This is a genomic window from Micromonospora sp. NPDC050200 (assembly GCF_040656135.1).
In the GTDB taxonomy this organism is placed as follows: Bacteria; Actinomycetota; Actinomycetes; order Mycobacteriales; family Micromonosporaceae; genus Micromonospora.
In genome coordinates this window covers 101,983-122,509 of sequence record NZ_JBFALG010000010.1, presented here as the reverse complement: position 1 = coordinate 122,509, position 20,527 = coordinate 101,983, and the positions used below count along the sequence as shown (strand labels likewise).

The following is a 20,527-nucleotide window of genomic DNA, read 5'->3' as shown; positions in this document are numbered from 1 at the left end:
AAGCTTTTCTCCGACGATGGGCCATCCGTTGGCCGGAAATGCGAGTGTCTGTATTGGCCGAGGGGGTGGAGGGCGGTTTTGCTGAATGGTCGGCCGGTGCCCAGATGCCCGCTCGGCGCGGTGAGGTACTACTGGCAAAAAACCGCGATATGGAGCTGAGGTGGGAGCGGGACGGTTATTTTATCGAAGGTGATGAAGGTCCGGTCGCTATTCTCTATGAACCGGCTGCGTCGCCTTCGATGACCATGCTCGCCATTGATGACCCCTACTGTCGCGGAGGCAGCTTTCTCTACGAGCCCTACGAGGTGACCCTGCTTGGTCGAGGGATGTCTCTGGTGACCCTGGTGACTCCTCAGGATTCATCGCTCTTTGAAACTGAGGTAGTCGCCGAGTTCGCTGCGGATGATTTGCTCGGTTCCTGAACTACCTTGCTGGCGTCTGTCATCGATTGAATATGCGCGGGTAAATCACCATGGTGCGGGGTGTGGTCCTGTTGGGACCACACCCCGCACCTTGCGTTCTCAGGCCCAAGAGCAGGCGGCCCCCGTTCAGCGAGAAGCTGGTCGGCGACGAGGGCACGAAGCCGGGAGCGTTCCCAAGTTATTCGACACATTTACACGTCCGAGCCTCGTGTCGAGCTGTGCACGCCCCCCCCTCTCTCTCCTTGTCAGACCACCTCGCCGCACCCGTCCGGTTGCACTCCTGTTGCGCGAGGGGCGGGCCGCCGAGGGGTGAAGCCGCAGATCATCCAGGGGGTGGGAGGTGCCGGCGTGCCGGATGATGGTGGATCGGCCGGGCGGGGACATGAATCCCGTACGCGAATGGTGGCGCGGGTCCGAGGATCGCGTGCGGCAGGGCCGATCAGGCCTACCGTGCGTCGATCGCGCGGAGTAGTGTCTTGCCTCCAACGCGTGCCGAACCCCTCCGGAGGCGTACACCACCATGGGTGGCTCCCCCCTGCGCATCCTCGTCGTCGGCGCGGGCATCGCCGGTCTGGCCGTCGCCCGGGCGCTACGGATGGCGGGTTTCCGGCCGGACGTCACCGAGAAGCTCCCCCCGAACGGGCTGGTCGACACCGGCCTCTTCCTGCCGGGCAACGCCGACCGGGCGCTGCGCCGGCTCGACCTGGACGGCCCGGTCCGCCGGCTCGGCCAGGTGATCCACCGGCAGCGTTTCCTGGACGCGGCGGGCGAGCCGCTCTGTGAGGTGGATCTCGACGCGCTCTGGGCGGGGGTCGGCGAGTGCCGGGCGCTGCCCCGGCGGGACCTGTACCAGGTGCTGCTCAGCGGCGCCGGCGGCGCGGTCCGGCACGGTGCCGAGGTCAGCTCCGTGGAGCTGCTGCCGGGCGGCGTCGCGGTCACCTTCACCGACGGCACCGGCGGCGAGTACGACCTGGTCATCGGCGCCGACGGGCCCCGGTCGGCGGTGCGCTCCCTGGCCGCGCTCGGCGGGCCGCCCCGTCCCGCCGGCCAGGTCGTCTACCGCGCCGTGGTGCGGGACGGCCCGGAGATCACCGACTGGACGGCCCTGCTCGGGCAGCGCGCCGGCTTCCTGGTGGTGCCGATCGGCGCGGGCCGGCTGTACTGCTACGCCGACGAGGCCGGCACGGCCGCCCCGGCGGATCCGGCCGCCCGGCTGCGCGAGCTCTTCGGGGAGTACGGCGGACCGGTGCCCGCCGTGCTGGACGCGCTGCGTGACGTCCAGGTGGGGCTCACCGACGAGGTCGAGCTGGGCCGCTGGCACCGCGGTCCGGTGCTGCTCGTCGGCGACGCCGCGCACGCCACCGCGCCGACGCTGAGCCAGGGAGCGGCGATGGCGCTGGAGGACGCGGTGGTGCTCGCCGAGTCGCTGACCGCGGCCGGCAGCGTCGAGGCGGCGCTGGAGGCGTACGAGAGTCGTCGCCGCCCGCGTACCCGATGGGTGCGGGACCGGACCCGCGACCGCGACCGGACCCGGGACGTGCCGCCGGCGCTGCGCGACCCGCTGCTGCGCGGGCGCGGCGGGCGGATCTTCCGGGAGCACTACCGGCTGCTCGTCGACCCGCTCTAGAGCGGTCGTCCATCCTGCCCCACCACCCCGATCGGCGCACCCACCTGCCGGGGACTATCCTCCTTGCGGATGACGGCTCGCAGATAGAAGCGCGTGCCGAGCGGGACAACCGAGAACCGGAGGCCATTCGTGACCACCGTCGCACCCAAGCCGGTCGTGACCCGGCCATGGCCGGTCCGAGAGCCGGTCAAGGGGTCGGCCATCGCGCGGCTGCTGCGCACCACGGACGCGAAGCAGATCGGGATCATGTACATGGTCACCGCGTTCGTGTTCTTCATGATCGGCGGCCTGATGGCCCTGATCATGCGTGCCGAGCTGGCGCGGCCGGGCCTGCAGTTCCTGTCGCCCGAGCAGTACAACCAGCTGTTCACGATGCACGGCACGATCATGCTGCTGTTCTTCGCGACGCCGATCGTGTTCGCCTTCGCGAACTATGTCGTGCCGCTGCAGATCGGCGCCCCTGACGTCTCGTTCCCCCGGCTCAACTCCTTCGCCTACTGGCTCTACCTCTTCGGTGGCACCATGGCGACGGCCGGCTTCGTCAGCCCGGGTGGCGCCGCCGACTTCGGCTGGACCGCCTACACCCCGCTGAGCAACATGGAGCACTCGCCGGGGGTCGGCGGGAACCTGTGGGTGATCGGCCTGGTCGTCTCCGGTCTGGGCACCATCCTCGGCGCGGTCAACCTGATCACCACGATCCTGACCCTGCGCGCCCCGGGCATGACCATGTTCCGGATGCCGATCTTCACCTGGAACATGCTGGTCACCAGCCTGCTGGTGATCCTGGTCTTCCCGCTGCTGGCCGCCGCGCTCCTGGCGCTCGCCGCGGACCGGCTGATCGGCGCCCACGTGTACGACCCGGCCACCGGCGGGCCGATGCTCTGGCAGCACCTGTTCTGGTTCTTCGGGCACCCCGAGGTGTACATCATCGCGCTGCCGTTCTTCGGCATCATCAGCGAGATCATCCCGGTCTTCTCCCGTAAGCCGATCTTCGGCTACAAGGGCCTGGTCGCCGCGACCATCTCCATCGCCGCGCTGTCGATGAGCGTCTGGGCGCACCACATGTTCGGCACCGGCCAGGTCCTGCTGCCGTTCTTCAGCTTCCTGAGTTACCTGATCGCCGTGCCCACCGGGATGAAGTTCTTCAACTGGCTCGGCACCATGTGGCGGGGCCAGATCACCTTCGAGACGCCGATGCTCTTCTCGATCGGCTTCCTGGTGACCTTCCTCTTCGGTGGTCTCACCGGTGTGCTGCTGGCCAGTCCGCCGCTCGACTTCCACATCCACGACTCGTACTTCGTGGTGGCGCACTTCCACTACGTGCTCTTCGGCACGATCGTGTTCGCCGTCTTCGCCGGCATCTACTTCTGGTTCCCGAAGATGTTCGGCCGGATGCTCGACGAGCGGCTCGGTAAGATCCACTTCTGGCTGACCATGATCGGCTTCCACACCACGTTCCTGGTGCAGCACTGGCTCGGCGCCGAGGGCTTCCCGCGGCGTTACGCCGACTACCTGCCCAGCGACGGCTTCACCACGCTGAATATGATCTCCACCATCGGTGCGTTCATCACCGGTATCTCGACCCTGCCGTTCATCTGGAACTGCTGGAAGTCGTACAAGTCCGGCCCGGTGGTCGAGGTCGAGGACCCGTGGGGCTACGGCAACTCGCTGGAGTGGGCCACCAGCTCCCCGCCGCCCCTGCGCAACTTCGACCGGATGCCGCGGATCCGCTCCGAGCGGCCGGCCTTCGACCACAAGTTCCCGGAGCTGGCCGCCGGCCATTCCCTGGCCGGTCCGCCGGAGGGCGGCGCCAAGCCGCTGACCAGCGAGTCGGACGGCGGAGCCAGCTACACCGAGGACACCGCCGGTAACCTCGACCAGCGCTGACGCACCGCACGCGACACCGACGACGGGCGCCGCACCCCTTCCGGGGTACGGCGCCCGTCGCCGTACCGGCCTCGGCGGCAGCCCGCCGTTCTGGCGCCCGGCTGGGGCCTACGTGTCGTCGGCATCCGCCGCCTCTGCTGGTGCGGTCACGGAGCGTCGCGTTGGCCGGGTGCGGATGTATTCCTGAGCAATATGCCTGCCAGTCATAAATATGCCTCTCAGGTATATCGCTCATTGGGCATGCGTCTGACCGCCGCTACACGCCCGACTCCACCGCGGCCGGCCTTCGACCACAAGTTCCCGGAGCTGGCCGCCGGCCAGACCCTCGGCTCCACGTACGACGGGCGCCGCCCCCGTCGGGGACGGCGCCCATCGCCTTTTGTCTTCCCGCCCGTGGACCGTCGCCGGCCCACGGGCGGGACCCGTCAGCGGGCCGTCGCGTACGCGGCGCAGCCGATCAGCTCAAGCGACACCTGGAGCCGCTCCAGGCTGATGTTCTTGGCGATCGTGTCCTCCGGCGTGTGGTACGGCGGCTCCAACAGTGCCGGGGTCTCCTCGCCGCGCCACGAGAAGTTGGCACTGGCGATGCCGACCTGCTGGAAGGACTGGTGGTCGCTGGATCCGCGCTGCGTCACCGGCGAGACCCGCGGGTCGTAGCCGAGGCGGACGGCGGCGGCCGCCACCTCGTCGGTGGCCCGGTTGGACTGCCCGGTGAACGAGAGCAGCCAGTAGCGCGTCGCCGGGTCCCAGCTGGTGGCGACCATGTCGTTCTGGTAGACCGCGAGGAACCGGTCCCGCTCCGCCTGAGGGAGTTCCGCGACGTGGTGGCGGGAGCCGAGCAGCCCCTGCTCCTCCGAGCCCCACAGGGCGAACCGGAGGGTGGCGTTGACCGGGATCGCCCGCAGCACGCGGGCCAGCTCGAGACAGAGCACGGTGCCGGAGCCGTCGTCGTTGGCGCCGGGAGCGCCGATCACCGTGTCGTAGTGGGCGCTGACCATGACCACCGGCCCACCGGCACCGGACGGCCCCACCCGCTCGGCGATGACGTTGTGCGAGGTCAGGTCGCGGTGCGCGGTGGTGGCGATGGTGAGCGTGAGCCGACCGGTGGCGACCAGGTCACGCAGCCGGTGCTTCTGCGCCTGGGCGACCCCGACAACCGGGATCGGCGCCGGCGAGTTGGCCGAGCCGGGCAGGGTCGGCGAGAACGCCGCGGCCCGCCGGGGCGCTACGGCGTCGGCCGGCAGGAACACGACGGCGGCGGCCCCTCGGGCCTGGGCGGTGGCCACCAGCTGCTCGCGCCGCGACGACACGTAGTCGATCAGCACGATGCGACCGGTGACGTCCGCGGGGTAGTTCTCGGGTGCGCCCGCGCCCACGTCCACCACGTCGCCGCTGACGGTGGTGTCCAGTGCGGCGTGCGCAGAGGCGCCGGCCTGCCAGCACAGGTCGGTGGGGAGTCCGGCCGGCGAGCTGAGCTGGGCGAGGAACTTGTCCGCCACGGCGAACGGTTGCAGACGCGTGTCGTACCCCAGGTGGTCCAGCGTCCGGGCGATGTAGTCGGCGGCGCGACGCTCGGAGGCCGTCCCGCCGATGCGCGGTCCGATGTCCTCGCTGAGGACGCGCAGATGCGACAGCGCCCGCTCGGCCGAGACCTGAGCGACCACTGTGCGGTCGTCGGGGGTGAGGGTCGGCGGCCGCTGTGCGCCGGGCCGCTCATCGGTGGCCGCCCAGGCCGGGGCGGGAAGGGCAACGGTGGCCGCGCCACCGAGGGCGACCGTCAGCATCCGCCGCCGGCTCACGGTGGAGCGCGACGAATCGGTGGCGGGTGTGGCGGGTTTGACGCTGTATGAGGGCATGCGTGCTCCTGATCTGATCCAAGGGTTGAGCTCGGTCTGAACGATGCGTGACCGAGCTCACCAAGATCCGACGCTATCCCGTCGGCCCACCCGCTCCAAGATCCGTTTGGCTGCGTCAAGTGGCCAAGAGGTCGAGGTGGGCGCGGCTTCAGCCGGTCACGGTTGCCACGTCGAGGCCGCCGGCGTCGTCGGCCGTGACCCGGCGCCACCGCAGCTCGGCGAGGCCTACGACGGCGGCTACCACTACGCCGATCGCGCCGGTCACCGCGAAGCCCCAGAGCGGCGCCGAGGCGTCGATCACCGCACCGGCCAGCGGGGCGCCCATCGCGATGCCGACGGTGACCGCCGAGCCGTGCAGGCCCATCGCCTCGCCGCGGACGGACGCCGGGGCGAGCCGGCTCACCGCGTCGGAGGTGGCCGCGATGGTCGGGGCGCAGAGCGCGCCAGCCGGGATGAGGACCAGGCAGAGCAGCCACCAGTGGCCGCCGCCCAGCCCGACCGGGATGGTGCAGAGGCTCAGCGCTGCCATCAGCGCCAGCGGGGAGAAGGTGCGGTGCACGGCCCCGTACGCGAAGCCACCGACCAGCGACGCGACCGCCCACATGGTGAGCACGGCGCCGGTCCAGCCGACCTCGCCGCTGGCCCGCAGTACGGCGACCACCGCGACGTCGGTGCCGCCGAGTACCAGGGTGGCCGCGCCGCTGACCGCGAGCACGGCCAGCATGCGGGGGGTGAGCCACTCCCGCCGGGGCGTGCGGGGCTGCGGCCCGGCCGGCTCACCGGCGCTGCGGGTGGGCGGGTTGAGCAGCCAGAACGCGATGCCCGAGGCGACCACGCCAGCACCGACCGCCCAGAGGGTGGTGCGCGCCGAGACGGTGGTGGCCAGCGCCACGGCGAGCGCGGGCCCGACCATGAACGACAGTTCGACGGACATCGAGTCCAGCGCGTACGCGGGGCGCCGCCGGTCCTCCGGGGCCAGCGCGGCGATGGACTGGCGGATCATCGAGAAGATCGGCAGGGCGAGCAGGCCGGCGAGGAAGGCGGCCGGTAGCAGCAGGGGCAGCGAGAGTGCCGGCGCGCCGGCCCAGAACACCGCCTCGGCGACGGTGGTCAGGGCGACCACCGGGCGCAGGCCGCGCCGGTCGACCAGGCGGCCGAGCAGCGGCGAGCCGAGCGCCGCCCCGACGGTCATCGCGGCGCCGACCAGGCCGGCCGCGCCGTAGCCGCGGCCCAGGTCGAGCACCACGAAGAAGGTGAGCGTCACCCCGGTCGCGGTGAGTGGGATGCGGGCCAGCACGGACACCAGCAGCAACGGCCGGAGCCCGGGCAGGGCCAGCGTCTGCCGGTAAGGCGTCAAGTTCACGATGGTCCGTACCTCCGGCGGTCATCCTCGACCGGTGGTACGACATCGGCAAGCGATTACCGGCTCAAGCGGCCCTGATCACAGGCTGCCGCGCAGGGTGACTCCGGCGCCGTCCATCGCCCGCAGCGCCACGTCGAGGGTGTCCGGTGCGACGGCGGCGGTGAGGTCGAGCAGCACCGTGGTGGCGAAGCCCTCCCGGGCGGCGTCCAGCGCGGTGGCCCGGACGCAGTGGTCGGTCGCGATCCCGACCAGGTCGACCCGGTCCACGTCGTGCCGCCGCAGCCAGTCGGCCAGGCACCCACCGTCGTCGGCGTGCCCCTCGAAGCCGGAGTACGCGGCGGCGTGCTCGCCCTTGTGGAAGATCGCCTCGACCCGGCCGGTCTCCAGGGCGGGGTGGAACTCGGAGCCGGCGGTGCCGACGACGCAGTGCCGGGGCCAGGATTCGACGTAGTCCGGCGGATCGCCGAAGTGCGGGCCCGGGTCGACGTGGTAGTCCTTGGTGGCGACCACGTGGTCCCAGCGGTCCGGCTCGGCGGCGAGCAGCCGGGAGACGCCGGCGGCGACCCCCGCGCCGCCGGCGACGGCGAGGGAGCCGCCCTCGCAGAAGTCGTTCTGCACGTCCACGATGATCAAGGCGTTTGCCATCGGAGCGCCCCTTCCTCAGCTTGCCGGAACGACGGTGACCGGCACCGCCGGGTCGCCGCCGGAGAGCTTGAGCCCTTCCCACGGGATGGAGATCAGACACTGTCGCAGGTGCTCGCGGGACTCGTCCAGCGAGGGCAGCGCGACCGGCTCGCCGTCGATGATGAAGGAGCGCTGGAGCAGGCGGTCGTTGGGCTGCCGGTCCGGCACGCCCTGCGGCACGATGACCTCCTCGGTGGCGGTGCCGGTGGGCTTGTGCCGGCGTACCGCGACCTTCCGGCCGCCGATGGTGGCCTTCTGCTCGGAGCGCTTGACCACCGGCCGTCCGTCCACCTCGACCAGCTTGTAGACCAGCCCGGCGGTGGGCGCGCCGGAGCCGGTGACCACGGCGGTGCCGGCGCCGTACATGTCCACCGGCTCGGCGGCGAGGGCGGCGATGGCGTACTCGTCGAGGTCGCCCGAGACGATGATCTTCGTCTCGGTGGCGCCGAGCGAGTCGAGAAGTTCCCGGGACTGCTGGGCGATCACCGCCAGGTCGCCGGAGTCGATCCGGACGGCCCGCAGCTCCGGCCCGGCCACCTCGATCGCGTTGTGGATGCCCTGGCTGATGTCGTACGTGTCGACCAGCAGCGTGGTGTCCTTGCCCAGCGTGGCGACCTGCGAGGCGAACGCCGCCTTCTCGTCGTCGTGCAGCAGGGTGAAGGCGTGCGCGGCGGTGCCGGCGGTGGGGATGCCGAAGCGCTGGCCGGCGGCGAGGTTCGAGGTGAACCGGAACCCGGCCAGGTACGCTGCCCGCGCCGCGGCCACCGCCGCCTCCTCGTGGGCCCGCCGGGCGCCCATCTCGATCAGGGTGCGGCCACGGGCCGCGGTGACCATCCGGGCGGCGGCGGCGGCGACCGCGCTGTCGTGGTTGAGCACCGACAGCACCAGCGTCTCCAGCACCACGCACTCGGCGAAACCGCCGGAGACGGTGAGGATCGGCGAGCCGGGGAAGAAGAGCTCACCCTCGGCGTATCCGTCGACGTCGCCGGTGAAACGGTAGCCGGCCAGCCACTCGGCGGCCCGGTCGTCCACCACCCCGGTGCGGCGCAGGAAGTCCACCTCGTCGGCGTCGAAGCGGAAGTCGCGGATCAGCTCGACCAGCCGGCCCGTCCCGGCGACCACCCCGTAGCGGCGCCCGGCGGGCAGCCGCCGGGTGAACACCTCGAAGGCGCAGCGCCGTTCGGCGGTGCCGTCTCGCAGGGCCGCGCCGACCATGGTCAGCTCGTAGTGGTCGGTCAGCAGCGCGGGGCGAAGGGTGTTCACCTCCCCAGCCTAGAGTTCACGCCGGTTCCGCGCCGTCGTGGCCCGTGAGCGATCGCAGCGCAGCGGGCAGCTCCGCCCGCCCGGTGATGCCGAGCTTGCTGTAGACCCGCTGGAGGTGGTTCTCCACGGTGCGGGTGGACAGGAACAGCCGTTCGGCGATGGCCCGGCTGGTCACCCCCGCGGCGGCCAGCCCGGCGATCTGCCGTTCCCGGTCGGACAGCGCCGGCCGCAACGCCTCCAGCGCCGGCGTGTGGATCTGGTCGCAGCCGCCGAGCAGGCCGGCGAGTCGCTGGTGGGCGGCGCCGGCCGAGGCGGCGCGTTCCCGGCGCAGTTCGCGCAGCGCGGTCGCGGCCGCCTCGGCGGCCCAGACCGCCAGGTCGAGCGCGGCGAAGCCGTCGGCCACCGCCAGCAGTTCGGCGTCGTCACCGGCGACGGCGGCCCGGGCGTAGCGGGCGAGCAGGGGCGGCAGCACCCCGTCGACCCGCTCGGAGAGCTCGGTCAGCCGCTGCGCGACGGTGCGCCGCCCGCCGTCGGTGCAGGTCGGGCCGACCGGCGCCGCCGCCTGCCCGAACCGGACCAGGTCGTGCAGGACCAGCACCTCGTGCGCGGCGAAGCCGTCGGCGCGGAGCCGGTCGGCCAGGTTGCACAGGTGCTCGGCGGCGCCCGGCAGGTCGCCGCCGGCGGCCAGCACCGCGCCGCGGGCCTGCTCCAGCCAGGGGTAGAGCACCACCATGCCGGGGGCGTGGGTCCGGTCGGCCTCGGCCATCGCCTCCGCGGCGTGTCCGGCCTCGCCGCGCAACGCCGCAGCCTGGGCCCGTTCGGCCTGCGCCAGCCCGGCGTAGACCCGGCTGGTGGCCAGCACCGCGCAGGCGCCGAGGCTGACCTTCAGCGCCTCGCCGCTGCGGCCGCGCAGCCGGGCCGCGTGCGCCTGCAGGATCGCCAGGTAGCCGGTGCCGAGCCGGAAGTCGCCGGCGCCGGCCAGGTCGGCGAACTCGTCGGCGGCGATCGCGTCGATGCCGGCCAGGTCGCCGGCGAGGGCCAGCCGGGTGCCCCGGGCCAGTTCCATCGCCAGCTGGAGGTAGGGCATGTCGTTGCGCCAGTGCGGCGCCTCCGCCGCCACCCGGGCGATCGCCGTCGCGCTGCGCCGGAACTGCCCCCGCGCCGCGTCCAGGTGGGCGATGGTGCAGCGGGCCAGCTCCCGGGCCGACACGCTGGCGGCCGGGCGGTCCAGCACCGACCGGGCGAGCCGGAGCGCCGCCGTGGAGTCCATTCCGTGCAGCCGCATGATCGCTTCGAAGGCGCGGACCCGCGCCTGGTCGCCCGGGTCGGTCAGCCCCGCGCCCGCCTCGGCGATCTCCGCCACGGTGGACTCCCGGCTGAACCCCCAGTAGCTCACCATGCCGCGCACGGTCAGCCAGCGGCTGCGCCGCCGGTCGCAGTCGATCTCGCCGGCCACCGCGTCGAGCACCCGGATCGCCTCGTCGGGACGGTCGGCGAACATCAGGATGGTGGCGAGCAGTTCCGTGGCGTCGAAGCCGCCGCCGGCGTCGAGCGCCGCGCGGGCCAGCCGGGTCGCCAGGGGTACGTCGTACCGGGCGAACGCCTGGGCGGCCGCGCCGAGCAGCAGCGTGGCGTCCTGGGCGGTGCCCGAGTCCAGCCGCCACACCGCGACCCGGAGCAGGTCGCCCCGTCGCCGCGCGCCGACCAGCTCCAGCAGTTCCGCCAGGCGTGCCTGCAACCGCCGGGTCCGGCTGACCGGGCAGCGGCGCCGCATCATCTCGCCGTAGAGCGGGTGGGCCAGCCGGACGTCGAGCCGCCGGTCGTCGCGGGCCATGGTGATCAGGCCGCGCTCCTCGGCCAGCTCCACGTCGGCCGGGTCGGCGGCCTGGTTCAACAGGGTCAGGCCGAGGGGCTCGCCGAAGGCGACCAGCTCCACCACGGCCCGGACGCCCGGCTCCAGCCGCTCGATCCGGGTGTCGATGAGGTCGGTGAGGCTGGGGGCCAGCTCCAGCCGGCCGGTCCAGCGCCAGACTCCGTACTGGCGGTCCAGCTCGCCGCCGCCGGAGGCGGCCAGCACCAGCTCGCGCAGGAGCAGCGGGTTGCCGGCGGAGAGCCGGAACAGCCGGTCGGCCGAGCCGGCGTCGACGGGACCGTCCAGGATGGCCGCGAGCAGGTCGGCCGTCTCGGCCGGGCCGAGCGGGGCGAGCTCGAAGTGCTCGACCAGGTCGTCGGTCCAGAGCGCCCGGATCGGCAGCGGCACCTGCTCGCCGTTGCGCAGCGTCCCCAGGATGGTGGTGTTCTCCTGGCGGGCGAGCAGGTGGACCAGCGCGGCCGACGGCGGATCGAGCAGGTGGGCGTCGTCGATGGCGAGCACGATCCGCCGGCCGGCGGCCTGTTCCTGCAGCAACTCGACGCCCCAGCGCAGCACGCCGGCGGAGGAGAGGCCCTGCGGCTGCTCGGCGGGGAGCACCTGGGCCAGCCCGCCGAACGGTAGGGCGGCGGTGGCGGTGCTGGCCGCCACGTACCAGATCGCATAGGAGTCGGCGGGCAGCGCGCCCACCACCTCGCGCAGCAGTCGGCTCTTGCCGATGCCGGCCCGGCCGCTGACGAAGAGCCCGCGCCCCTCGGCTCCTTCCACCGCCGAATGCAGACGGTCAAGTTCGTCTGTTCGGCCGACGAAGCTCCACCGACTCATCGGAGCAGCATATCGACGTGAATCCGTCCGCGTGTGCACCGTCACGCTACGAAGTTGAGTAATCTCGTCGTCACCGGTAAGTATCCGCGGTGTTTCATGAGGGTCGGTGTCGGCCCATACCCTTCCGGAAGCCGGGTGCCACCGCCCCGGACGTCCATGCGGGCGGCTCACCGCCGTACGCCCGCCACGGGAGGCCACCGATGAGACCCGGTCCACTCCCCGGGGTCGACGTGCCTGACGACGTGTCCGACAGCCCTGGCGGCGCGGCCGAGCTGGCCCGCTGCGGTCCGCTGCCCACCCGCCTCGGGGTCACCGAGCCCGGCCCCGACGAGCCGCTCACCGTGGTCGCCGCCGGCCCCGCCGCCGCGGCCCGCCGCGAGGTGCTCGCCGCCCTGCTGGGCGTCGCCCCCGGCATGCTCGACGTGCCGGCGGGCAGCTGCCTGCTGGTCCGGCACGCCCGGGTCGCCACCCGTGCGATGTACGTGCCGGGCTACCGGCAGCCCCTCTCCTACGGCGCCGACCAGGAGGCCGCCGGTCCGGCGCTGGCCCGCCCGCCGCGCCGGGTCGAGCTGAGCCTGCCCGAGCCGCTGCTGCGCCACTTCATGGTGCTCGACACGCCGGACGCCGACACCCTCGGGGTGGCCGGCGGCCGGGTGCTCCTCGACGCGGTGGGCCGCGGTGGTGCGCTGCTCTACGTCATCGGCGCCGACCAGGCCTTCACCGCCGTCGAGCTGCACCTGCTGGCCGAGGTGGCGCGGGCCCGGGTCGAGGTCTTCTTCGTGGTCACCCCAGGCGCAGGTGGCTGGGCGCCGGCCGAGGGGGCGTCCGGGACGGACGACACGGAGGCGCCCGTCCCGTCGCCCCGCGACGCGTCGTCCGAGGTCGGGGCCCTGCTGGACCCGGCGGAGCTCAGCGTCGAGGCGCACCGGGCGGCCCTGCTCGCCGCCGTGCCGACCCTCGCCGGCGCCCGCTGGCTTCCGGTCCACCGCGCGGAGCATCCCGGCCTGCGCCGGGCCCTGGTCGGCTGGGCCGCCGACGAGGTGCTGCGCCGGGGCAGCCGGCAACCACCCGTGCTGCCCGGCGCCCACGCCCGGGTGGCCGTCGTGCCCGACGCGGACGCGGGGGACTGGTCGGAGCGGCTGGAGCGGCAGACCCGCACCTGCGCCCGCAGCATCCGCCAGCACCTCGCGCTGGAGCTGGCCAACGTCCACCTGCGGGCGGTCCAGGAGATCGTCTTCGGGGTGGGCTGCGCGGGCCTGCCGCAACTGCTCGACCGGGAGATGGAGGCGCTTTCCCTGCTCGCCACCGCCCAGTGCGACCAGGCCGTCCGCGCGGTCATCGACGGCGCCGCCGCGAGCGTCCTCGGCGCGCCGCTGGCCGAGGGGGTCCGGCAGCGGATCGCCGCGGCCGTCCGGTGGGGCCTGGCCGACCAGCCGCAGGGCCGGGACCTGGACCGGGTGTTCCTGGTCACCAGCACCGCCGGCGTCGGCGAGCTGGCTGGCGCGGGTGCGATCGACGCTCTGGCCGGCCATCCCGGGGCGGACCGCGCCGAGGTGCTGCCGCCGGTCGCGGTGGCGCTCTCCGGTGGGTGCTGGCAGCACTGGCGCACCCCGGGCAACAACGACCCGGATGCCGCCCGGTCCTGGGCCCAGCGTGCCCTGCGTGAGGTCGAGCTGGAGTTGTCCCGCGAGGTGTCCCGGCGCTTCGAGGCGGTCCGTCTCTCCCTCGGCGCGGTGCTCTCCGATGCCGTCGACCACGGCATCCTGCTCGCCTGAGCGCGGCGGCGTCGCGTCGTCGCCCCGCCCGGTCCTCGCCGCCCGCGAGGGTGATCCCGGCCGCCCCGGCGTTCCGGTTCATCGGTTCGCCGAATCCGGTGGCACGATGGGGGGCATGGCCGCTCCACAGGTTGCACCGGTCGAGACGCCGGACACCGACGAGGTGCCGGTCTCGGACCGGCCTTGGGTGACGATCGTCTGGGACGACCCGGTCAACCTCATGACGTACGTGACCTGGGTCCTCCAGAAGCTCTTCGGATACAGCCGGGAGAAGGCCGAGAAGCTGATGCTGGACGTGCACCACAAGGGTCGGGCCGTGGTCTCCAGCGGCGCCCGGGAGCGGATGGAGCACGACGCGTCGCAGCTGCACGCGTACGGGCTGTGGGCGACGGTGGACCGCTCGTGAGCATGTTCCGCCGCCAGGGCGGCCGCTACGTCGCCACCTTCGCCGTCGATGAGGTGCGCGTCCTGCGCAAGGTCGCCTCCGAGGTGGTCGGGCTGCTCACCGACGGGTTCGACCACACCGACCCGGTGGTCGGGCGGCTCTTCCCCGACGCGTACCCGGACGACCCGGCCAACACCGCGGAGTTCCGCCGGTACACCGAGGGCGACCTCAAGACCGCCAAGATCGACCAGGCCGGCGCGATCCTGGCCGCGCTGCCGGACTCCGCCGGCGGCGAGGTGCGACTGGACGCCGAGGCCGCCGAGGCGTGGCTGCGGGCGCTCAACGACGCCCGCCTCGCCATGGGTGTCCGGCTGGAGATCAAGGACGGCACCGACCTGGGCGAGGAGCTCGACGACGCGGTCGCCGAGGACCCGACCTCCTCCCGGGTGTTCCAACTGTCGGTCTACGCCTATCTGGGATATCTGCAGGAGTCCCTGCTCAACGCCCTGATCGACTGAGTGTGACGGTCACCGCCTCGCAGTCGGCGGTGGGTGGGCGCTAGGCTGGGCCACGTGCTGAGCATCGACCGGTCGATCGTCGAGGCGATCGTCGCCCACGCGCGCCGGGACCACCCGGACGAGGCGTGCGGCGTGGTCGCCGGCCCTGCCGGCAGCGACACCCCCACCCGGCACATCCCGATGGACAACGCCGCGCGTTCGATGACGTTCTACGAGTTCGACTCGATGGAGCAGTTGCGGGTGTGGCGGGAGATGGACGACCGCGACGAGGAGCCGGTCGTCATCTACCACTCGCACACCGCGACGGAGGCGTACCCGTCCCGCACGGACATCGCCTTCGCCGGCGAGCCGGGGGCCCACTACCTGCTGGTCTCCACCCGCGAGTCCGACACCGAGGAGATCCGCTCCTTCCGGATCGTCGACGGTGTGGTGGCCGAGGAGCCGGTGCGGATCGTGGACGCCGCGGTGGACCCGCACGCGGTCCAGTCCTACATGTTCGGGCAGAGCCCGGCGACGGTCGACTACGAGTGTTCCGGCCGCTGACCTTCAGCGCCGTCCACTTCCGTCCGTCACCGAGGCACACCCGATCAAGGAGCACGACATCATGGCCATCGAAATTCGCATCCCCACCATCCTGCGCAGCTACACCGGCGGCGCGAAGGTCGTCGAGGGCGCCGGGGACACCCTGGGCGACCTGCTCACCGACCTGGACTCCCGGCACGCCGGCCTGAAGGCCCGGCTGGTCACCGACGCCAACGCGCTGCACCGCTTCGTCAACGTCTACGTCAACGACGAGGACGTCCGCTTCCTCGGCGCGCTGGACGCCAAGCTCAACGACGGCGACAGCGTGACCATCCTGCCGGCCGTCGCCGGTGGCGCGTTCGGCTTCGCGGCGGCTGCGGCCATCGCGTCGCACGGCGCCAGCCGCCGCGCGGCCGTCGTCGCCCGCTGACGGCGGTCGTCATGGCGCGGTACGACAGCCTGCTCGACGCCTGCGGCGGCACCCCCCTGGTGGGGCTGCCCCGGCTCTCGCCGGCGGTGCCCAAGGGGGCACCGCCGGTGCGGCTCTGGGCGAAGCTGGAGGACCGGAACCCGACCGGCAGCATCAAGGACCGGGCGGCCCTGTTCATGGTCCGCGCGGCCGAGGAGGCCGGCCGGCTCCGGCCGGGCGACACCATCCTCGAACCGACCAGCGGCAACACCGGCATCTCGCTGGCCATGGTGGCCAAGCTCCGCGGCTACCGGCTGGTCTGCGTGATGCCCGAGAACGTCTCCACCGAGCGGGTCCAGCTGCTCCGGATGTACGGCGCGGAGATCATCTTCTCGCCGGCCGCCGGCGGCTCGAACCAGGCAGTCGCCACCGCCAAGCAGATCTCGGCGGAGCACCCCGACTGGGTGATGCTCTACCAGTACGGCAACGAGGCCAACGCCCGGGCGCACTACGAGACGACCGGGCCGGAGCTGCTGCACGACCTGCCCACGATCACCCACTTCGTGGCGGGCCTGGGCACCACCGGCACCCTGATGGGCACCGGCCGCTACCTGCGGGAGAAGGTCGACGGCATCCAGGTGGTCGCGGCCGAGCCGCGCTACGGCGAGCTGGTCTACGGCCTGCGCAACATCGACGAGGGGTACGTCCCGGAGCTCTACGACGCCACCGTGCTGTCCCGGCGCTTCTCCGTGGGCACCCGGGACGCGGTGCTGCGCACCCGGCAGTTGGTGGAGGTCGAGGGCATCTTCGCCGGCTTCTCCACCGGGGCGATCCTGCACGCCGCCCTCGCGGTCGCGCACGAGGCGGTGCGGGACGGCCGCCGCGCCGACGTCGCCTTCGTGGTCTGTGACGGCGGCTGGAAGTATCTCTCCACCGGCGCCCACGGCGGCACGCTCGCCGACGCCGAGGACGCCCTCGAAGGCCAGCTCTGGGCGTGACGCCCGGCCCCGGGCCGGCCGGTCCGCGCCGGCCGGCCCCGCGGGTGTCACGTTGATGACAACTTCCATTAGATGATTCTTGCCCCGCCGTCGCTGCGCGTAGGCTGCGCAGCGTGGCGTACGCGTCGGTAGAGATCATCGGCGAGGCTGACACCGGCGTGTCGACTACGTTCAGTTATGGCAGGGCGACCGGATGAGACTCACCGTTCTCGGCTGCGCGGGTAGCTTTCCCGGCCCCGAGTCCCCCTGCTCCGCCTATCTCATCGAGGCGGACGGCTTCCGCCTCCTGGTCGACTTCGGCACCGGGTCGCTGTCCACCCTCCAGCGCTACGCGGGGCTGCACGCCCCGGACGCCATCCTCCTGACCCACCTGCACTGCGACCACATCCTCGACGCCGCCTCGTACGTGGTGGTCCGCCGGTACGCCCCCGACGGGCCGTACCCGTCCCTGCCGGTGTACGCCCCGTCCGGCGCGCCGGACCGGCTGGCCGCGGTCTACGACCAGGAGGACAGCACGGTCGAGGACGTGTACCAGTTCTACGGCCTGCAACCCGGCACCTTCCCGATCGGCCCGTTCATTGTCACCGTCGACCGGATGAACCACCCGGTCGAGACGTACGGGGTGCGCCTGGAGCACGGCGGGCGGGTGCTCTGCTACTCCTCGGACACCGCGCCCTGCGAGGCGCTGTTGCGGCTGGCCCAGGACGCCGACGTCTTCCTCTGCGAGGCGAGCTACCTCGACGGCATGGAGAACCCGCCGGACCTGCACCTCACCGGCCGGGAGGCCGGCGAGGCGGCGACCAAGGCGGGGGTCGGCCGGCTGCTGCTCACCCACCTCGTGGTCGCCTGGGGCAGCGAGTCGCGCACGGTCGAGGCCGCCGCCAGCACGTACGCGGGGCCGCTGGAAGTGGTCCGGGCCGGCGCCGCGTACGACGTCTGAGCGGGCGGGACGGCATCCCGCCGGGCCTCTGCGCGGGGCGGCGGCCACGGCGTCGGCGCATCTATGATCACCGCCGTGACGGACCCCTCCCTCGGCGTGCCCGGGCCCGGCGCGCCCGGTCCCGGCCAGCCGCCTGCCGCCGGCCCGGCATGGCCACCGACCACCCCCGGCCAGCCCGCCGCCCACCCGCCAACCGGTCCCCGTCCGCCGGGGATGCCGGCGGGCCACCCGGCCGGTGCCCCACCGCAGGGACCCGTGCCGCCGCCGGCCGGCTGGCCGGCGGCGGCGCCCGGCGCGGTCCCGCCCGGGCCCGTGCCGCCGCCGAACGCGCCGCGGCGCAGGTCCAGGGTGTGGTGGATCGTGCTGCCCCTCGTGCTCCTGCTCGCCCTCTGCTGCTGCGGCGGAGCGGGCTGGTTCGCCTACGACGAGTGGGGGGAGGACTGGTACGACATGCGGCAGCGCCGGGAACTCCAGGAGAGCCTCGGCGTGCCGGAGGGATTCCAGTTGTCCGCCGTCCACGAGCAGGGCGGCAGCATCGACACCCTGACGGCGTCGTACCAGGTCAGTTGCGACCAGCGGGAGAACTGCCAGAGCGACGGGACGATGCACATGTACCGGTGGATGCTCACCGCCGGGGTGCAGAACATCACGATCGACGTGGTCCGGAAGTGCCTGCGCGACCGCGGCCGCCCCGACGGGCCGGGATGCCGGTGGGACGGCGCCCGCGACGGCTGGATGGTGACGGCCTCCACGGCCGGCTGGACGCGGGACGCCGCCGGTGCCCACGGCCTGACGCTGGAGTTGACCATCGGCGGACGGGCCTGACCACTCTGGGCGTCGGCCGGGTGGGCGGCAACCTGCCGTGGTCGACTCCGTCGTGGTGGCCCACCAGGGTCGGGTCGGACCGGGCGTCGGCACGGCGGCTGCCCGCCCTCGGTGGACCGGGGGCCTCGAAGACGGCGTCGTCCCTTTAGGATCTCGCCCGTGAGCGACTCCCCGTCCGATGCGGCCGGCTGGCAGCCCCAGCCGCCAACCCCGCCGGCGGGTCCGCCCGGCCCACCGTTCCCGTCCGGCCCCGCCGGGCCCTGGCCGGGCCACCCGGCCCCGGCGCAGCACCAGCCGCCGGCGGCAGCCGGACCATATCCGCCGGCACCCCCGGCGGGCGCGTACCCGCACCCGCCGGCGCCGCAGCCGGTCGCCGCGCCGTACCCGCCGTCGTCGGCGGCCGGTCCGGTTCCCGGGCCCGCGCCGTTCGCCGCCGGGCCGTACCCGGCGGCCGGCCAGCCGGTCGGGTACCCGGCGTCGGCCACCCTCCCGCCGGCCGGGCCCACCCCGGCGCCGCCGCGCCGGTCCACCGGGCTCCGGGTGTTCTTCGTCGTGCTCGCCGGGCTGCTCGCGCTCGGGCTCTGCGTCGGCGGCGGCATCGCCGGATACCTGGGCTGGTTCGTGCCCGGGCAGGACATGGCCAAGCGCAAGACGATCCTCACGGACCGGGGGCGGCCCGCCGGCTTCACCTCCGACGGGCTCGTCGAGGGCGACGACGCGTCCCAGCAGGTGTACCGGTTCACCTGCCCAGCGGGCCGGTGCCCGGTGGACCTCGGTGAACGGGTGCACGACTGGCTCACCGCGGCCGGCGCGCGGGACGCGAAGATCGAGGACGTGACGCGCTGCGTGGAGCACGGCTTCCAGTACGGCGGTCCCACGTGCACCTGGACGTGGCGGGTGAACGGTTGCCGGGCGTCCGCCACCACGACCGGGCTGGACCGGGTGCCGCGCGGCTGGGACCGGCCGCTCGTCCTCAACGTCCGCGTCGAGGAGTGCGACTGAGCAGGGACGGGGCCGGGCGGTGGCCGGTCGGGACGGGACGCGCCCGCTCCAGCCGACCCTGCGCCCGGGCCGGCGCCGGCCACGGCGTCTGACCAGGCACGTCCACCCGAGAGTGATCCACCGACGCGGATTCGTGCGGAACTGTTCGCCGCCGCGTCAGCGGCCCGTCGGTTGACGCACCGTTGACCCCTGCACGGTGGGGCCATGCGGATCGCCATCGTGACCGAGTCGTTCCCGCCGGACGTCAACGGTGTCGCGCACTCGGTCGTCCGGGCGGCGGAACACCTCGTGGCCCGGGGCCATCAGCCGCTGGTCATCGCCCCCGCCCCACCCGGTGCCCGGCGCGGCCCCGGCGACCGGCACGCGTACCAGGTGGTGCGGATCCCGAGCGTGCCGCTGCCGCGCTACCAGGGCTTCCGGCTCGGTGTGCCGGGCGCCCGGCTGAGCGAGGCGCTGCTCGCCCACACGCCCGACGTGGTGCACCTGGCCAGCCCGTTCGTGCTCGGCGCGCGCGCCGCGACGCTGGCCCAGCGGCACGGGCTGCCCACCGTCGCGGTGTACCAGACCGACGTGGCGTCGTACGCCCGCGCGTACCGGGTGGGCTGGGGTGAGGCGGCCGCCTGGCGTCGACTGCGGGAGATCCACAACTCGGCGCACCGCACCCTGGCCCCGTCCACCCGTGCCGCCGCCGACCTGATCGCCCACGGCGTACGGCGGATCTGGCTCTGGCGCCGGGGGGTCGACGCCGTTCGGTTCACCCCCGACAAACGCTGTGCCGCCCTGCGCCGGGCGCTGGCGCCCGACGGCGAGGTCCTGGTCGGCTACGTGGGGCGCCTCGCGCCGGAGAAGCGGGTGGACCTGCTGGAAACGACCTCGCGGCTGCCCGGAGTGCGGGTCGTGGTGGCCGGTGACGGCCCGGCCCGGCAGCAACTGGAACGCGCGCTGCCCCGGGTGCGCTTCCTCGGCGTACAGCACGGCGACGACCTGGCCCGCCTCTACGCCAGCCTGGACGTGTTCGTCCACACCGGACCGCACGAGACGTTCGGGCAGACCGTGCAGGAGGCGTCGGCCAGCGGCGTGCCGGTGGTCGCGCCGGCCAGCGGGGGCCCCGTCGACCTGGTCGAGCCCGGGGTCACCGGGCTGCTGGTGCCGCCCGCCGACCCGGCCGCCCTGGCCGACGCGGTGGCCGGGCTGGTCGCCGACGCGAGCCGGCGGACGGCGTACGGGGCCGCGGGGCGGGCCGCGGTCAGCCGGCACAGCTGGGGACTCGTGGGCGACGAGCTGATCGGGCACTACCGGGCCGTCCTGGCCGGCGTACCCGCCGCCGGGCGGCCCGCCGCGTGATGGCCGGGCGGG

At 73.4% G+C, this 20,527-nt stretch carries 18 protein-coding genes; 13 read left to right on the top strand and 5 right to left on the bottom strand.

Annotated features, from left to right (window positions below):
• Window positions 1–44 precede the first annotated feature (44 nt).
• The 3 genes from AB0I41_RS09855 to ctaD all read left to right on the top strand — a co-directional run bounded on the left by AB0I41_RS09855 (window position 45) and on the right by ctaD (window position 3,936).
• Window positions 45–422 carry a hypothetical protein gene (locus AB0I41_RS09855; RefSeq protein ID WP_357104221.1) on the top strand — a complete coding sequence of 126 codons (378 nt, stop codon included), beginning with the start codon at window positions 45–47 and terminating at the stop codon, window positions 420–422.
• Between the two features lie 520 nt (window positions 423–942).
• The gene (locus AB0I41_RS09850) at window positions 943–2,049 is read left to right on the top strand and encodes an FAD-dependent monooxygenase (protein ID WP_357104219.1); all 1,107 of its coding nucleotides are present in this window, start codon (window positions 943–945) and stop codon (window positions 2,047–2,049) included.
• Window positions 2,050–2,178: 129 nt separating this feature from the next.
• Window positions 2,179–3,936, top strand: a complete 1,758-nt coding sequence (ctaD, locus tag AB0I41_RS09845; RefSeq protein ID WP_357104216.1) for a cytochrome c oxidase subunit I — start codon at window positions 2,179–2,181, stop codon at window positions 3,934–3,936.
• 425 nt (window positions 3,937–4,361) lie between these two features.
• Here the strand turns inward: ctaD and AB0I41_RS09840 are convergent, their stop codons facing one another.
• The 5 genes from AB0I41_RS09840 to AB0I41_RS09820 all read right to left on the bottom strand — a co-directional run bounded on the left by AB0I41_RS09840 (window position 4,362) and on the right by AB0I41_RS09820 (window position 11,797).
• Window positions 4,362–5,792: a M28 family peptidase gene (locus AB0I41_RS09840; RefSeq protein ID WP_357104213.1), complete on the bottom strand. Its 1,431-nt coding sequence runs from the start codon at window positions 5,790–5,792 to the stop codon at window positions 4,362–4,364.
• 148 nt (window positions 5,793–5,940) lie between these two features.
• Complete coding sequence (locus tag AB0I41_RS09835) at window positions 5,941–7,155, bottom strand: MFS transporter (RefSeq protein WP_357104210.1); 1,215 nt, start codon at window positions 7,153–7,155, stop codon at window positions 5,941–5,943.
• 78 nt (window positions 7,156–7,233) lie between these two features.
• Complete coding sequence (locus AB0I41_RS09830) at window positions 7,234–7,800, bottom strand: isochorismatase family protein (RefSeq protein WP_357104207.1); 567 nt, start codon at window positions 7,798–7,800, stop codon at window positions 7,234–7,236.
• Between the two features lie 15 nt (window positions 7,801–7,815).
• Window positions 7,816–9,102 carry a nicotinate phosphoribosyltransferase gene (locus tag AB0I41_RS09825; protein ID WP_357104205.1) on the bottom strand — a complete coding sequence of 429 codons (1,287 nt, stop codon included), beginning with the start codon at window positions 9,100–9,102 and terminating at the stop codon, window positions 7,816–7,818.
• A gap of 16 nt (window positions 9,103–9,118) precedes the next feature.
• On the bottom strand, window positions 9,119–11,797 hold the full coding sequence (locus AB0I41_RS09820; protein WP_357104202.1) for a LuxR C-terminal-related transcriptional regulator: 2,679 nt from the start codon (window positions 11,795–11,797) through the stop codon (window positions 9,119–9,121).
• 200 nt (window positions 11,798–11,997) lie between these two features.
• Between AB0I41_RS09820 and AB0I41_RS09815 the strand changes: the two genes are divergently transcribed.
• The 10 genes from AB0I41_RS09815 (at window position 11,998) to AB0I41_RS09770 (ending at window position 20,515) form a co-directional block, all read left to right on the top strand.
• The gene (locus AB0I41_RS09815; protein ID WP_357104199.1) at window positions 11,998–13,572 is read left to right on the top strand and encodes a hypothetical protein; all 1,575 of its coding nucleotides are present in this window, start codon (window positions 11,998–12,000) and stop codon (window positions 13,570–13,572) included.
• Between the two features lie 115 nt (window positions 13,573–13,687).
• Complete coding sequence (clpS, locus tag AB0I41_RS09810) at window positions 13,688–13,978, top strand: ATP-dependent Clp protease adapter ClpS (protein WP_357104196.1); 291 nt, start codon at window positions 13,688–13,690, stop codon at window positions 13,976–13,978.
• 2 nt (window positions 13,979–13,980) lie between these two features.
• Complete coding sequence (locus tag AB0I41_RS09805; protein ID WP_357104299.1) at window positions 13,981–14,475, top strand: DUF2017 domain-containing protein; 495 nt, start codon at window positions 13,981–13,983, stop codon at window positions 14,473–14,475.
• Between the two features lie 54 nt (window positions 14,476–14,529).
• Window positions 14,530–15,018 (top strand): M67 family metallopeptidase, encoded by a 489-nt coding sequence (locus tag AB0I41_RS09800; protein WP_357104193.1) that lies wholly within the window; start codon window positions 14,530–14,532, stop codon window positions 15,016–15,018.
• Between the two features lie 61 nt (window positions 15,019–15,079).
• Window positions 15,080–15,427: a MoaD family protein gene (locus AB0I41_RS09795; protein ID WP_357104190.1), complete on the top strand. Its 348-nt coding sequence runs from the start codon at window positions 15,080–15,082 to the stop codon at window positions 15,425–15,427.
• Window positions 15,428–15,438: 11 nt separating this feature from the next.
• The gene (locus tag AB0I41_RS09790; protein WP_357104187.1) at window positions 15,439–16,404 is read left to right on the top strand and encodes a pyridoxal-phosphate dependent enzyme; all 966 of its coding nucleotides are present in this window, start codon (window positions 15,439–15,441) and stop codon (window positions 16,402–16,404) included.
• Window positions 16,405–16,597: 193 nt separating this feature from the next.
• Window positions 16,598–17,344 (top strand): MBL fold metallo-hydrolase, encoded by a 747-nt coding sequence (locus AB0I41_RS09785; protein WP_357104185.1) that lies wholly within the window; start codon window positions 16,598–16,600, stop codon window positions 17,342–17,344.
• 75 nt (window positions 17,345–17,419) lie between these two features.
• Entirely contained in the window at window positions 17,420–18,169 is a 750-nt protein-coding gene (locus tag AB0I41_RS09780; protein WP_357104182.1) for a hypothetical protein, read from the top strand.
• Window positions 18,170–18,328: 159 nt separating this feature from the next.
• A complete protein-coding gene (locus tag AB0I41_RS09775) occupies window positions 18,329–19,171 on the top strand; it encodes a hypothetical protein (RefSeq protein ID WP_357104180.1) in 843 nt (280 codons plus the stop codon).
• A 204-nt stretch (window positions 19,172–19,375) separates the two neighbouring features.
• A complete protein-coding gene (locus AB0I41_RS09770; protein ID WP_357104177.1) occupies window positions 19,376–20,515 on the top strand; it encodes a glycosyltransferase family 1 protein in 1,140 nt (379 codons plus the stop codon).
• Window positions 20,516–20,527 lie beyond the last annotated feature (12 nt).